Annotated in this window: 10 protein-coding genes; 7 read left to right on the top strand and 3 right to left on the bottom strand. The window is 66.8% G+C overall.

The annotated features are described in order from the left end of the window. The first annotated feature begins 10 nt into the window (after positions 1-10). Both AC13GF_RS16900 and AC13GF_RS16895 read left to right on the top strand, forming a co-directional pair. On the top strand, positions 11-1,195 hold the full coding sequence (locus AC13GF_RS16900) for a class I SAM-dependent methyltransferase (protein WP_483005388.1): 1,185 nt from the start codon (positions 11-13) through the stop codon (positions 1,193-1,195). Further along, entirely contained in the window at positions 1,192-1,584 is a 393-nt protein-coding gene (locus AC13GF_RS16895) for a VanZ family protein (RefSeq protein WP_483005387.1), read from the top strand. Before AC13GF_RS16900 ends, AC13GF_RS16895 begins: the two co-directional genes overlap by 4 nt. A 117-nt stretch (positions 1,585-1,701) precedes the next feature. Here the strand turns inward: AC13GF_RS16895 and AC13GF_RS16890 are convergent, their stop codons facing one another. The 3 genes from AC13GF_RS16890 to AC13GF_RS16880 all read right to left on the bottom strand — a co-directional run bounded on the left by AC13GF_RS16890 (position 1,702) and on the right by AC13GF_RS16880 (position 7,994). Further along, positions 1,702-4,059, bottom strand: coding sequence for a beta-N-acetylhexosaminidase (locus tag AC13GF_RS16890; protein WP_483005386.1), 2,358 nt, complete (start codon positions 4,057-4,059; stop codon positions 1,702-1,704). Between the two features lie 111 nt (positions 4,060-4,170). Next, positions 4,171-6,831 (bottom strand): TonB-dependent receptor, encoded by a 2,661-nt coding sequence (locus AC13GF_RS16885; RefSeq protein ID WP_032130421.1) that lies wholly within the window; start codon positions 6,829-6,831, stop codon positions 4,171-4,173. Between the two features lie 143 nt (positions 6,832-6,974). Then, positions 6,975-7,994 carry a glucokinase family protein gene (locus AC13GF_RS16880; RefSeq protein WP_019338839.1) on the bottom strand — a complete coding sequence of 340 codons (1,020 nt, stop codon included), beginning with the start codon at positions 7,992-7,994 and terminating at the stop codon, positions 6,975-6,977. A 376-nt stretch (positions 7,995-8,370) separates the two neighbouring features. Between AC13GF_RS16880 and AC13GF_RS16875 the strand changes: the two genes are divergently transcribed. Genes AC13GF_RS16875 through AC13GF_RS16855 form a run of 5 tightly spaced genes read left to right on the top strand, consistent with a single transcriptional unit; the run spans position 8,371 to position 14,015 of the window. Then, the gene (locus AC13GF_RS16875; RefSeq protein WP_126929450.1) at positions 8,371-9,657 is read left to right on the top strand and encodes a sugar MFS transporter; all 1,287 of its coding nucleotides are present in this window, start codon (positions 8,371-8,373) and stop codon (positions 9,655-9,657) included. Between the two features lie 39 nt (positions 9,658-9,696). Continuing rightward, entirely contained in the window at positions 9,697-10,764 is a 1,068-nt protein-coding gene (locus AC13GF_RS16870) for a LacI family DNA-binding transcriptional regulator (RefSeq protein ID WP_005411045.1), read from the top strand. A gap of 7 nt (positions 10,765-10,771) precedes the next feature. Then, entirely contained in the window at positions 10,772-11,800 is a 1,029-nt protein-coding gene (locus tag AC13GF_RS16865; RefSeq protein ID WP_126929449.1) for an SIS domain-containing protein, read from the top strand. Further along, entirely contained in the window at positions 11,800-12,948 is a 1,149-nt protein-coding gene (gene nagA, locus AC13GF_RS16860; protein ID WP_483005385.1) for an N-acetylglucosamine-6-phosphate deacetylase, read from the top strand. The genes AC13GF_RS16865 and nagA overlap by 1 nt, the downstream gene beginning before the upstream one ends. After that, complete coding sequence (locus AC13GF_RS16855) at positions 12,948-14,015, top strand: acyltransferase family protein (protein WP_483005384.1); 1,068 nt, start codon at positions 12,948-12,950, stop codon at positions 14,013-14,015. Before nagA ends, AC13GF_RS16855 begins: the two co-directional genes overlap by 1 nt. Positions 14,016-14,114: the final 99 nt, after the last annotated feature.

Raw genomic sequence — 14,114 nt, 5'->3', positions numbered from 1 at the left:
CGAAGACGCCATGCAGCCCACCTTCCCCCTGCCCGAAGCCGATGCCCTGGCCCACAGCGACCAGCTGGCCGCCGCCCTGCGCGCCGAAATCCTTGCGCAGGGCGGGGCGATGCCGTTCTCGCGCTTCATGGAACTGTGCCTGTATACCCCCGGCTGGGGCTATTACAGCGCCGGCGCCAGCAAATTCGGTGGCAGCGGCGACTTCACCACTGCGCCCGAGCTCGGCAGCCTGTTCGCCGGCAGCGTGGCCAATGCGCTGGCGCCGGTGTTCGCCCAGCTGGGTGCGCAGGCGCGGATGCTGGAGCTCGGCGGTGGTACCGGCGCCTTCGCCGAGGCGGTGCTGCTGCGCCTGGCCGAGCTGGATGCGCTGCCGTCGCGCTACGCCATCCTGGAACCCAGCGCCGACCTGCGCGAGCGCCAGCAGCAGCGCCTGCAGCAGAACCTGCCGGCCGAGCTGGCCGCGCGCGTGGACTGGGTCGACCGCCCGTTCGAAGAAGACTGGGAAGGCGTGGTGTTTGCCAACGAGGTGATCGACGCGCTGCCGACCCCGCGCTTCCTGATCCGGGGCGGCGAGGTCTACGAGGAAACCGTCGAGCTGGACGCCGAGGGCAACTTCATCCGTGGCGCGCAGCCGGCCGATATCCTGCTCAACGGCGCCGTGCGGCATATCGAGCGTTACCTGGAAAAGCCCTTCGCCGAGGGCTACCGCTCCGAGGTGCTGCCGCAGCTGCCGTACTGGCTGCAGGCGGTGGCGGGCGGCCTGCAGCGCGGTGCGATGCTGTTCGTCGACTATGGCTACAACCGCGGCGAGTTCTACCAGCACGACCGTGACGATGGCACCGTACGTGCGTTCTACCGCCACCACGTGCACAACGACGTGCACCGCTGGCCGGGCCTGCAGGACATCACCGCGTCGGTGGATTTCACCGCGATGGCCGAGGCCGGCATGCACGGCGGTTTCGAGCTGGCAGGCTACTGCAGCCAGGCCAGCTTCCTGCTCGGTAATGGCCTGGACCAGGTGCTGCTGCTGGCCGAGGAACGCACCGATGAGGTCGGCCGCATCCAGCTGCGCGACCAGGTGAAGAAGCTGACCCTGCCGACCGAGATGGGCGAGCGCTTCCAGGCCATCGGCCTGCAGCGTGGCGTTGACTTCGAACCGGCCTTCGAGCTGGGTGACCTGAGCTGGCGCCTGTGAGCGAGGTGTTGCCGGTGATCAAGCCGCTGCGGCGGCCGCGGTTGTGGGTCGTGTTGTGGGCGACAGCAGTACTGCTGGTGATCGTGGTCTGCCTGATCCCACCGCCGCCGATTCCGTTGCCGGAAAACAGCGACAAGGGCGAACACTTCCTCGCCTATTTCATCCTGGCCGGCAGCGCGGTGCAGCTGTTCCGTCGGGGCCGCCCGCTGCTGTGGGTGGGCGTGGGCCTGGTGCTGATGGGCATCGGCATCGAGTTCGCGCAGGGCGCGTTGACCAGCAACCGCATGGCCGACCCGATGGATGCCATCGCCAACACGATCGGTGTGCTCGCCGGCATGGCCACCGCACTGACCCCGCTGCGCGACCTGCTGCTGCGCTGGCGCGGGTAAAGACGTGCCAACCAAGGTTGGCACCCACCCTGGATGGAATCAGTAGATCCACGCCATGCGTGGATGAACTGCCCGAGGTGCCGACCAAGGTCGGCACCCACCAGGACAGACCTTCCGTCATTTCCCCAGCGTGACCTCATCCAGCACCCACATCGCCGGGCGCGTGTCGCCGGTGAAGTTGATGCACAGGTCACCGGTGCCCTGCGTATCCTTCGGCAGCGCTGCACGCAGTGTCACGAAGCCATCGGCATCGGGCTTGGCCGGCAGCGGTACCTCAGCCAGCACTTTGCCGCTGCAGTCGCCGCGGCGCACCTGCATCTCGCCGTGCGCGCGCTTGGCCTTCCCGAAGCGACGCTTGGGCTCGTCGTGGGCCAGCTGGAAGTAGTACGGAATACGACCCGCACGCACTTCCACGCTGCCGATACCGTCCAGCTGCGCCTGCGGCCAGCGCCAGCACGGCTGGAAGATGTCCACGTTGAACACCGCACGCGTTCCCTCGCGCGGGCCATCGTCTTCCAGGCGCAGCACAAGCCCCTTCTTGCCCACGCAGCTGAGCAGCTCATCGCTGCGGCGGCTGAGCAGTGACTGCGCGGTGAACGCGGCGATGGTCGGTTTCGCCGCCAGCATCTGACCCTGATAGAACGCGGCAGCCTGCACGGTGGTTGGCAGCTTTCCGGTCAGCGGCTGCTGGTACAGCGGCGACTGCGCGGTCACCGGCTGGCCATCGGTGCTGTAGCGCACCTCATAGCCCAGCGGATTGGCCAGCGACACGGTCACCGTGTCGGCCGCGCGGTTGTCGGTGTAGTCCACGCCCACTTCGAACGGGGTCTGCGCGTAGGCCAGGCCCCAGGCACGGTAACGCTGCAGCTGTGCCGGCAGGCGCGCGAGGAAGTCGCGGAAGTCGCGATGTTCCGGCGTGCTCCAACCGGTCTCGGCCACCGCGGCCAGGCGCGGGAACAGGTTGTGCTGCAGGCGTGCATAGCTGCGCGTGTGCTCGGTGAACATGTTGGCCTGCAGGCCGAGGATGTGCCCGCGCTTGTCGGCGGCCAGTTCGGCCGGCACCGGCTCGAAGTTGTACAGCTTGCCGAGGTTGACCTGGGTCGGGCGACCGGGCGGCTCGTTCGGCGAGGCCGTCTGCAGGTAGTCCAGGTACAGGTAACCCACCGGCGACATGATCACGTCATGCCCGGCACTGGCCGCAGCCAGGCCGCCTTCGGTGCCCTGCCAGGACATCACCGTGGCCTGCGGCGGCAGGCCCCCTTCGAGGATTTCGTCCCAGCCGATCAGGCGCCGGTCGTGCTCCTCCAGGAAGGTCTCCAGGCGCTTGATGATGTGGCTCTGCATGGCCATTTCATCCTTGATGCCCAGCGCACGCATGCGCTGCTGCACCTGCCTGGAGGCTTCCCACTGGTCCTTCACTGCCTCGTCGCCACCCACATGCACGTACTTCGCCGGGAACAGCGCGATGACTTCTTCCAGCACGTTCTCGAGGAAGGTGACCGTGCTGTCTTCCACGTTGAACAGGTTCGGGAACACGCCCCATTCGCTGATCGGCTTCAGCGGCGTGCTGATCGAACCCAGTTCCGGATACGCGGCAATCGCAGCGGTGGCATGGCCGGGCACGTCGATTTCCGGAATCACCTGGATATGCAGCTTGGCGGCATAGGCGATCACCTCGCGGATCTGCTCCTGCGTGTAGAAGCCGCAGTACGGGTGCTCCTGGCCACTGACCGGATCGATGCCGCCGTCGCCGGCTGGCAGGCGGCAGCTGCCCACCTCGGTCAGCTTCGGGTAGCGCTTGATTTCCATGCGCCAGCCCTGGTCATCGGTCAGGTGCCAATGGAAGGTGTTGAGCTTGTGCGCGGCCATTGCGTCGAGCACACGCTTGATCTCGTCCAGGCTCTGGAAATGCCGCGCCGAATCGAGCATGAAGCCGCGCCAGCTGAAGCGTGGCGCGTCCTGGATCTGCACCGCCGGCAGCACGCCGTTGCTGCCACCCGTGGCGAGCTGGGCAAGCGTGGTGGCGCCGTAGAACAGGCCGGTTTCGTTGCCAGCCTGCACCAGCACGCCTTGTGCGGTGCTTTCCAGCGTGTAGCCCTCACCGCTGTCGCGGAAGGTCGGCACGATCTGGAAACGGATGCTGCCACTGCGGGAGGGCTCCTTGCCCTTGGCCAGTGCAAGGCGCGGTCCGCCGCTGTGGGCCAGCAGATCGGCGAACTGGGTGGCGACCCGTTGCGCAGCCTCACCTTCGGCCTGCAGCACGGTATCGGCGCGTACGGTGATGCCGCTGCCCTGGCCGGCCTGCACATGGGTGGGGGCGGGAATCAGCATCAGGCTGCCGGCGCGCAGCTGCGGACCCGGTGCTTCAGCGGCCGGCGTGGGATCGGCGGCAAGTGCCGGCATCGCCGGCAGCATGGCGAGCAGGCTGCCCAGCAGCACTGCGCTGCGCATCCGGGCGCGGAAAGGCTTGACCATCGGAACGACTCCTTGGAACGGTGCGATGAACGCTATACATGAAAAACGCCGGACCCGGAATGACCCAGGCCCGGCGTGCGTGCACGACTCGGCGATGTTGCCGCCGCTGGATCAGTACTTGAAGCGGAAGTTGAGGTAGTACTGGCGACCGTTGCTGTAGAACGAGGTCGGGATGGCCGCGGTCTGGTAGTACTTGTAGGTCGGATTGTTGAGGTTCAGCGCGTCGAAGCTGATGCTCAGCCAGTCGGTGGCCTTGTAGCTCAGCGATGCCGACAGGGTGCCGAAGTCATCCTGGTAGTACGGGTTGGCACCGGATAGGCCGATCAGGAACGACGAACGGCGCGTGTAGCTGACGCGTGCACCGAAGGTGTCGTTCTCGAAGTAGGCACCCACGTTGTAGGTGTTCTTCGAAGTGCCGAGCAGGTTGTCGGTTCCATCGGCCCAGGTGTGTTCGGTGCTGCCATCGGCGTAGGTGTAGTTGGCGTTGACGCCGAAGTACTCGCCGATCGGCTGCTCGTAGGCCACTTCGATACCGCGCACCTTGCCGTCGGCGTTCTTCGGACGCGAGATGTCGTACTCCTCGAGCTGGTTGGTCAGCTCGCTGAACAGCATCTGCTTCTCGGTGCTGAAGGCCACGTAGTCCTTCAGGCGCATCGAGTAGGCACCGACCGACAGCATGCCGCGCGGCATGAAGTACCACTCCAGGTTGGCGTCGAAGTTGGTCGAGATCACCGGCTTCAGCTTCGGATTGCCGCCGCCGCCCTTTCGGTTCAGATCCGAGCCGTACGAAGACGCACCCAGTGCGGAGTAGTCGGGCAGGGTCTGGGTCTGCGAGGCGGCGAGGCGCAGCACCAGGTCGTCGCGCAGGTCGTACTTGAAGTTCGCGCTCGGCAGCACGCGGTTGTGCTTGTTCTCGAAGGCTTCGCGGGTCCACGCACCGAACAGGCTCTTCACGTCCGGCACGGTCGAGCCCATGGCGGTGGCGTAGGTATCGATGTCCTGCTTGATGTTGACGTAGCGCAGGCCGACGTTGCCGCTCCAGCGGTCGCCGCTGAAGTTGCCCTGCACGTAGGCGGCGAAGTTCTTTTCGGTCACCTTCCATTCGGCGCCATAGTTGTGGCGGCCATCCGGACCGTCATTGCCCGACAGCCATTCGGAGTTGTTGGTCACCGCATTACGCAGTGCTGCCGGGGTGTAGTACCAGATGTTGCGTGGGAAGTTGCCGCCGATGTCGCCGGCGAAGCCACCCGGGTAGTTGGCGGTGGGGCTGCCGCGCAGGGCGTCCCAGATGTTGCCTGGGGTGGCGCCTTCCGGCGACTTTGCTTCACGCGTGTGGTCGGCGTAGCGCGCGCCGAAATCGATCGAGCTCAGCACGCCTGCGTTGAAGTACTGGCTGAAATCGACGTTGGCCCACTTTTCCTTGTCGATCGCAGTGACCTGCTGGTTGCCCCAGGTGCCGCCCCAGCTGGCGCCGGCAGGGCTGATATCGCCCCCCACATTCCAGTCCACCGGCGAGCCGTTGCCATGGGTGGTCCAGCTGGCGCCGCCACCCTTTGCAGTCAACAGCTCGGCGATGTACTGGCGCGGCGTTTCGCCAGTGCCCTTGGTGGTACCTGCCTGGAACTTCGCAGTCAGGTTTTCGCTGACCTGCCAGTCGGCATCCAGGGTGATGTAGTTGGTCTTGGCCGTCGACTCGCGGTAGATCATGTCGTACACCGCGTAGTTGGTGTCCGGCATGCCCTTGTAGCTGGCCTGGGTCAGTACGCCGTCCTTCACCACATAGCCCGGATCAGGCGCCTGCGACTTGCCGAAGCTGTTGCCGAACATCATGAAGTTGCGGTTGTAGTTGTTGGCTTCCAGCTTGGAGCTGAAGCCGCTGAGTACGAAGCTCAGATCATCGGTCGGCTTGAACTGCAGCGAGACCAGGCCACCCGTACGCTTGCGGGTCTGCTCGAACAGGGTCGAACCGAGCAGGCCCGGGACCTGTACGCCGAGCAGATCCGGGTTGGTCTTGGCCACCGGATCGTTGGCTTCGATAGTGAAGAAGCCACCCGGGATTTCCTGCGCTTCGCGGCGCAGCTCGCGCTTCTGGCTGAAGGCCTGCAGCATCACGCCGAAGGTGCCTTCATCGTTCTTGTAGTTGAACAGGGCCGACAGCTGCGGGTCGTTCGACTTGGCCTGGTCCGAGCGCACCGCGCCGATCGAGCCTTCCGCGGTGAACTGCTTGGAGAATTCCAGCGGCTTGCGGGTGATGATGTTGACGGTACCGGTGGTGCCGCCGTCCTGCAGCTTGGCCTGCGAGGACTTGTTCACTTCCACCGAGCTGACCAGTTCCGACGGCAGCAGCGAGTAGCTGACGCTGCGGCCGACGTTGTTGCCCTGGCTGAGCACGAACCAGTCGGCCGAGCCGACGGTGTGGCCGTTGATCAGGGTCTGGGTCAGGCTCGGGCTGGTGCCGCGCAGGCTGACACGGTCGGCTTCGTCGAAGCCGCCTTCGTCGGCGCTGGACGAGCTGATGTTCACGCCCGGCAGGCGCTGCAGGGTATCGGCGACGTTGTGCGCGGGCAGCTTGCCCACGTCTTCGGCGGTGACCACTTCCACGCGCGCATTGGCTTCGCGCTTGGTATCCAGCGACTTTTCCATCGAACCACGGATGCCGGTGACCTGCACGGTATCCAGGTCGGTGGCGGTCTGGGTGGCCTGCTGCGCGTGCGCGCTGAAGGCGAGGCAGCTGACGATGGCGGCCGAAAGCAGGGTCTTGCGGGTGTTCATGATGTCTCTCCTCATCACTCGATTGGATGCCGGCGGCGGTGTTCGATTACGGTTGCGATGACATGCGCGGGGCGGCGGCGAAGTCCCGTGCGTTGGCGTGCCACGTACTGCGTGCTGCGATTGCGTTGAAGCCTGTTGCGGTGTCAGGCGGCCGACTGCTGCTGCAGGTACCAGCTGGCAGCGCCGACCACGCCCAGCTGGCCGTGTTCGACGACCTTCACCGGGATGCGTGCCAGCGCTTCGCCCATCGGCCCCTTCTGCAGGTAGCGTTCGACGAAGGTGCTGGCATGCAGGTATTCGCGGATCTGCGGCAGGATGCCGCCGGCCAGGTAGACGCCACCGTGGGCGCCGTAGAACAGCGCCATGTCGCCGATGGTGCTGCCGAGCAGGCCGCAGAACACATCCAGCGCCTGGCGCGCGTGCGCATCGGTATCGGCCATGGCGGCGGCAGTGACCGCATCGGGGCTTGCCAGCGTCGGTGCCTGCCCCTGCAGTGCGCACACCGCGCGGTACAGGTTCATCAGGCCCGGGCCGGAGATCGCATGTTCGATCGATACATGGGCGCGGTCGCGCTGCATGTGGCGGACGATGGCCATTTCCAGTTCGGTGCTGGCGGCCAGGGTCGGCTGGCCGGCTTCGGTGGGAAGCACCACCGGGCCATGCGCAGTGGGAATCCACAGTGCCGCACCGAGGCCGGTACCGGGGCCGACCACCAGGGTCGGGCCGCGCGTGGCAGTGTCCGGCCCGCACAGGTGCAGCACGCCGCTGGCGTCCACCTGCGCGGCGGCATAGGCCACAGCTTCGAAGTCGTTGACGATGTAGACCCGCTGCAGGCCGACGTCGGCTTCCACCTGGCGCGCCGACAGCGGCCACGGCAGGTTGGCAGTGATCACCGTGCCGTCCTCGCGGGCGTAGCCGGCACTGGCGACCACGCAATGCGTGGGCCGTGGGCCTTCGCCGAGGAAGTCGGACAGGATCGCGCTGAGGCCGGCATGGTCGGCATTGCGGTACTTGCGGTACTCCAGCACCTGCACCGGGTGGGCGGCATCACCGCTGGCCTGGACCCGGGCCACGCGCACATGGGTGCCACCGACGTCGGCGGCCAGGAACGAGGGCGCGACTCGGGACAGGACATGGGCCGGGGCGGGGTGGCTGGCGGTCACGCGGGCTCCTGCTGCAGGTGGGGCCGGCCCCGGGATCGGGGGCGGCGATTGGGGCGGAGTCTGTAACCCCGCTGACAACGATGTCAACGAGTTCGTGACACTTTCGTTGCTGCATCGCAACGAATGCGACATGCAGTAAACGTTTACATGGCGTGAGTGCAGGTTTCACGTTGGAACCGTTGCCGCACATAGGCCAAGGCCTCCGGCGCATTCAGCACGATGCGTTGCGATCGGGTTGCGCAGTGCAGCACGAGGTTCACAGGGCTGCGCGTGGAAGTTGACAAACCGCAGCTGTCCATCGAAAGAATGTGACAACGTTGTTCCCAGCCACTCTCCGACGCCGCGTTCTGCGGCCGTCGCCGCAGGAGCCCTCCTGATGTCCGCCGTCCCCGCTGCAAGCGCGCGCCCGAACGTGGCCACCTCCATCGCCATCGTTGGCGTGTTGTTCTTCCTGATCGGCTTCTTCACCTGGCTCAACGGCCCACTGATCACCTTCGTCAAGTTGGCCTTCGAACTCAGCGAGGTCGGCGCCTTCCTGGTGCTGATGGTGTTCTACCTGTCCTACTTCTTCCTGGCCCTGCCGGCGTCGTGGATCCTGCGCCGCACCGGCATGAAGAAGGGCCTGAGCCTGAGCCTGCTGGTGATGGCCGGTGGTGCCGCGTTGTTCGGTGAATTCGCCACCCAGCGCTGGTACCCGGGTGCGCTCGGCGGCCTGTTCGTGATCGGCAGCGGCCTGGCGCTGCTGCAGACCGCGATCAACCCCTACATCTCCATCCTCGGCCCGATTGAAACTGCGGCACGCCGCATCGCGCTGATGGGCATCTGCAACAAGATCGCCGGCATGCTGGCGCCGGTGCTGATCGGCACCCTGGTGCTGCACGGCATCGGCGACCTTGATGCGCAGGTGCAGGCGGCTGATGCGGTCACCAAGGCCGCGCTGCTGAACGAGTTCGCTGCCAAGATCCACACCCCTTACCTGGCGATGGCCGCGCTGCTGGTGGTGCTGGCGGTGGCCGTGCTGTTCTCGCCGCTGCCGGAAATCAAGTCGTCCGAAGCCAACGCCACACCGGTTGCGGCCGGTGCCGCCGAACGGCGCAGCATCTTCCAGTTCCCGCATCTGTGGCTGGGCGTGCTGTGCCTGTTCGTCTACGTGGGCGTGGAGGTGATGGCCGGTGATGCGATCGGTACCTACGGCCATGGTTTCGACTTGCCGCTGGACCAGACGAAGATGTTCACCTCGCTGACGCTGGGCGCGATGCTGGTCGGCTATGTGGTCGGCCTGCTGCTGATTCCCAAGGTGGTCTCGCAGTCGCGCTACCTGACCATTTCGGCGGTGCTGGGCGTGGTGTTCTGCCTGGGCGCCTGGGCCACCCACGGCTACGTATCGGTGGCCTTCGTAGCCCTGCTGGGCTTCGCCAACGCCATGATGTGGCCGGCGATCTTCCCGCTGGCGATCCGCGGCCTGGGCCGCTTCACCGAGACCGGCTCGGCGCTGCTGGTGATGGGCATTGCCGGTGGCGCGATCATTCCGCAGCTGTTCGCCGTGCTCAAGCAGCACATCGACTTCCAGCTGGTGTTCGTGCTGCTGATGGTGCCCTGCTACCTGTACATCCTGTTCTATTCGGTGGTCGGCCACCGTGCCGGCCTGCCGCAGGAGCGCTGATCGGCGATGATGGACGGCAGCCAACCTCAGGGAAAACCCATGCGCAGAGCGACCATCAAGGACGTTGCGGAGAAGGCCAAGGTCTCGCTGAAGACGGTCTCGCGGGTGATCAACAACGAGCCTTCGGTGATGCAGGCCACCCGTGCGCGGGTGCTGCGTGCCATCGCCGAACTCGACTACGAGCCCGATCCGTCCGCGCGCAACCTGCGCAGCGGCACCACCTTCGTGATCGGGCTGGTCTACGACAACCCGAACCCGTACCACATCATCGGCGTGCAGAACGGCGTGCTCGCTGCCTGCCGCGAGACCGGTTTCGGCCTGCAGATCCATCCCTGCGACTCCAGCTCGCCGCTGTTGGCCGATGAGCTGGCCGACTGGGTGCAGCGTTCGCGGCTGGCCGGGCTGGTGCTGACCGCACCGATGTCCGAGCGCCGCGACCTGATCCAGGCGTTGACCGCGCGCGGCATCAAGCTGGTGCGCATCATCGCCGCGACCGAAGACCCGGCCGACGGCGCCTGCGTGTTCGTCGACGACCGCGAGGCGGCCTACGAGATCACCGAGCACCTGATCCAGCTGGGTCACCAGCGCATCGGCTTCCTCTGGGGCGGCAGCTCGCACCGTTCCTCCGGCGAGCGCTACGCCGGTTACGAAGCCGCGCTGAAGGACTACGGCATGACCGTGGACAAGCACCTGGTGGTGCAGGGCGACTACACCTTCGACGATGGATTCCGCGGTGCGCGCCGCCTGCTGGCGCTGCGCGAACCGCCCACCGCCATCTTCGGTTCCAACGACGAAATCGCCGCCGGTGTGCTGGCCGCTGCCAAGTCGGCCGGCATGAACGTGCCGTACGACCTGTCCATCGCCGGTTTCGAGGACAGCCCGTTCTCGCGCCAGTCGTGGCCGCCGCTGACCACCGCCAAGCAGGCCACCGAGGACATCGCCCGCCACGCCGCGCGCCTGCTGATCGCGCAGCTGCGCAGCGACGCCTACGACGATGCACCGGCACCGCTGCACAACCAGGGCTTCGTGCCGCAGCTGGTGGTGCGCGGTTCGACCGCGCCGATGCGCCCGGCCGGCGCACGCCCCCTTCCTTCCGATCCTGCCTGAGCCTGCCATGTCGCTGTCAGACCCCACGTCCACCCTGATGTTCGCCGAGGCCGCTGAAGCGGCCGACGTGGTTGCCCGCCAGTTCTCGCGCAACCACGCCACCATGGAATCCCTGGCCGCCAGCCTGCGCGCGGCGCCGCCGCCGTTCGTGGTCACCTGCGCACGCGGCAGCTCCGACCATGCCGCCACCTATGGCAAGTACCTGCTGGAAACCCAGCTGGGCTTGGTGGTCGCATCGGCTTCGCCGTCGGTGGGTTCGGTCTATGCCGCACCACTGCAGCTGCGCGGCGCGCTGTTCATCGTCATCTCGCAGTCGGGCAAGAGCCCCGACCTGCTGCGCAATGCCGAGGCCGCCAAGGCCGCCGGTGCGCGCGTGATCGCGCTGGTCAATGTCGAGGATTCGCCGCTGGCGCAGCTGGCCGACACGGTCATTCCGCTGCATGCCGGCGCCGAAAAGAGCGTGGCGGCCACCAAGAGCTACCTGGCCTCGCTGGCCGCACTGCTGCAGCTGGCTGCGTACTGGAAGCAGGACAGTAGCCTTCGCGCCGCACTGGACCTGCTGCCGGATGCGATGCGCGAAGCCTGGCAATGCGACTGGACGCCGGTGACCGAGGGCCTGGTCGAGGCGACCAACCTGTTCGTGCTCGGCCGTGGCCTGGGCCTGGGCGCAGCCCAAGAGGCCGCACTGAAGTTCAAGGAAACCTGCAGCCTGCATGCCGAAGCCTACAGCTCGGCTGAAGTGAAGCACGGCCCGATGGCGCTGGTTGATCGTGGCTTCCCGGTACTGGCCTTTGCCCAGCCGGACGAAACCGGCGCTGGTACCCGTGCCGTTGTCGAAGAATTCACCGCGCGCGGCGCGCAGGTATGGATGGCCGGTGCTGGCGGCAACCTTCCGGTGGCGGCCGCACCGCATCCGCTGTGCGCACCGCTGCTGACCGTGCAGAGCTTCTACCGCGCAATCAACGCGCTGGCGCTGCGTCGTGGCTTCAACCCGGACCTGCCGCCGCATCTGAACAAGGTCACGGAGACGGTGTGATGGCGACGGTCCTGCGCAATGCCCGCATCCTCGCCGGCGATGAATTCCGCGACGATCTGGCGGTGGTGATCGAGGACGGTCGCATCAGCGCGCTGCTGCCCGATGCGGCACCGCAGCTGGGCCACGCTGCAGAGCAGGTGGACCTGGGCGGCGGTTGGCTGCTGCCCGGCTTCATCGACGTGCAGGTCAATGGTGGCGGCGGCGCGCTGTTCAACAACACGCCCGATGTCGCCTCGCTGCGCACCATCGCGCAGGCGCACCGCCGCTTCGGCACCACCGCGATGCTGCCAACGCTGATCAGCGACGACGTGGGTGTGATGCGCGAAGCAATCGCTGCGATGCGCGAAGCGATCGCGCAGGGCGTACCGGGCGTGATCGGCATCCATCTGGAGGGGCCGTACATCGCGCCGGCCCGCAAGGGCACGCATGATGCCAGCAAGTTCCGCGTACCGGACGAAGCGGAGATTGCACTGGCCGCCTCGCTGGACAACGGCGTGACCCTGCTGACACTGGCACCGGAACGCGTGCCGCTGGAAACCATCCGCGCGCTGGTCGAGCGCGGCGTGATCGTCGCCGCTGGCCACACGGCTGGAACCTACGAAGAGATTCGTGCCGGCCTGGATGCCGGCGTGCGTGGCTTCACTCATCTGTACAACGCGATGTCGCCGCTGCAGGGGCGTGAGCCCGGCGCGGTGGGTGCTGCGCTGGAAGACCGCGACAGCTGGATCGGCATCATCGTCGACGGCGTGCACGTGCATCCGGCCAGCCTGCGCGTGGCGCTGGCGGCCAAGCCGCGCGGTCGCCTGCTGCTGGTGACCGATGCGATGCCGCCAGTGGGGGCCGACGACCCCAGCTACGTGCTGTACGGCGAAACCATCACGGCCATCGACGGTGTGGTGCGCAACGCTGCCGGCTCGCTGGCAGGCTCCGCGCTGGACATGGCCACTGCAGTGCGGAACACGGTGCAACTGCTTGGCCAATCTTTGGCCGAAGCCGCACGTATGGCCTCGACTTACCCGGCGCAGTTCCTCAACGTCGACGACCGCCTGGGCCATATCGCCGAGGGTTACCAGGCCGACCTGGTGCTGCTGGATGATGCCCTGCAGGTGCGGGGCACCTGGATTGCCGGGCAGTACGAGGCCGCCTGATGAACAGTTCGCCGCCACGCCGGCTGGGCTCGATCGATGCCCTGCGCGGCATCACCGTGGCGGCAATGCTGCTGGTCAACAACCCGGGTGACTGGAGTGCGGTGTTCGCGCCGCTGCGTCATTCGGACTGGCATGGCTGCACGCCGACCGATCTGGTGTTCCCGTTCTTCCTGTTCCTGGTCGGCGTGTCGATGGCCTTCAGCGTGGCGCCGCGCGCGCTGGACGCGGCGGCGCGACCTACACTGGCGCGTGGCGTGCTGGAGCGCGCGCTGCGCATCCTGCTGGCCGGTGCGCTGCTGCACCTGCTGATCTGGTGGGCGCTGGATACCCATCACTTCCGCATATGGGGCGTGCTGCAGCGGATTGCGGTATGCGCGGCGCTGGTGGGGGTGCTGGCGGTGTATGCGCGGCCGCGCGTGCAGGCGGGCGTGCTGGTCACATTGCTGGTGGGGTACACGGTGCTGCTGCTGGGCATCGGTGAGCTGGCGCCGTGGACCAACCCGGCCAGCCGTTTGGATACCGCACTGTTCGCACCGTGGATCTATCAATGGCACGCCGATACCGGGCTGGGCCATGATCCGGAAGGGTTGCTGAGCACGCTGGGTGCGCTGGCCAGCACGGTGCTTGGGCTGCTGGCCGGTGGTCTGCTGCGCAGCGGACGTGCCGGGGCGCTGGCCGGGCTGGGTGTGGCGACCGCTGTGCTGGGCCTGCTGTTGGCCGTGGTGCTGCCGTTGAACAAGCAGCTGTGGACGCCCAGCTACGTGCTGTGGACCGGCGGCCTGGCCGCGCTGGCGCTGTGGCTGGGCCACGTGCTGATCGACCAGAAGGGTTGGCCTGCACTCGGCCGGCGCTTCGGGGTCAACGCGATCACCGCGTATCTGGGGGCATCGGTGATGTCGGTGGTGTTGATGGCTACCGGGATTTGGGGGTGGGTCTGGCAGCAGCTGGCCACCGCGATGCCGCAGGCGCTGGAGCTGGCGTCGATGTTGCAGGCGCTGGTGTTCGTCGCACTGTGGTGGGGCGTGGCCTGGTGGCTGGACCGGCGGAAGATCTATCTGAAGATCTGATGGCACGGGGTCGGCCCCCCTTTCCGCAGGAAAGGGTGCTGAGCCTTCCCGGGAGGGCACCTCATCCACGCATGGCGTGGACCAACCGGGTGTGTCGGC

Source organism: Stenotrophomonas sp. 22LJNL06-5-1 (assembly GCF_056861455.1).
The sequence above is the reverse complement of the archived record's forward strand: the minus strand, read 5'-3'. Positions and strand labels throughout refer to the sequence as shown.